General features: G+C 44.5%; 1 pseudogene. It reads right to left on the bottom strand.

The features are described 5' to 3' along the window. Positions 1-263: pseudogene (locus tag TP70_RS12900) on the bottom strand (hypothetical protein); the annotation flags it as partial.

The raw sequence follows: 263 nt of genomic DNA, 5'->3' as shown, positions 1-263 counted from the left end.
AGTGAGTGAGAGCGACTCTACGAGCATGAGTAACTCAACGTCAGTAAGTGAAAGTGACTCTACGAGCATGAGTAACTCAACGTCAGTAAGCGAGAGCGACTCTACTTCAATGAGTAACTCAACATCAGTAAGTGAGAGCGACTCTACGAGCATGAGTAACTCAACGTCAGTAAGTGAAAGTGACTCTACGAGCATGAGTAACTCAACGTCAGTGAGTGAGAGCGATTCTACTTCAATGAGTAACTCAACATCAGTGAGTGAGA

Source organism: Staphylococcus microti, from assembly GCF_000934465.1.
In the GTDB taxonomy this organism is placed as follows: domain Bacteria; phylum Bacillota; class Bacilli; order Staphylococcales; family Staphylococcaceae; genus Staphylococcus; species Staphylococcus microti.
This window is presented reverse-complemented; position numbering and strand designations above follow the sequence as displayed.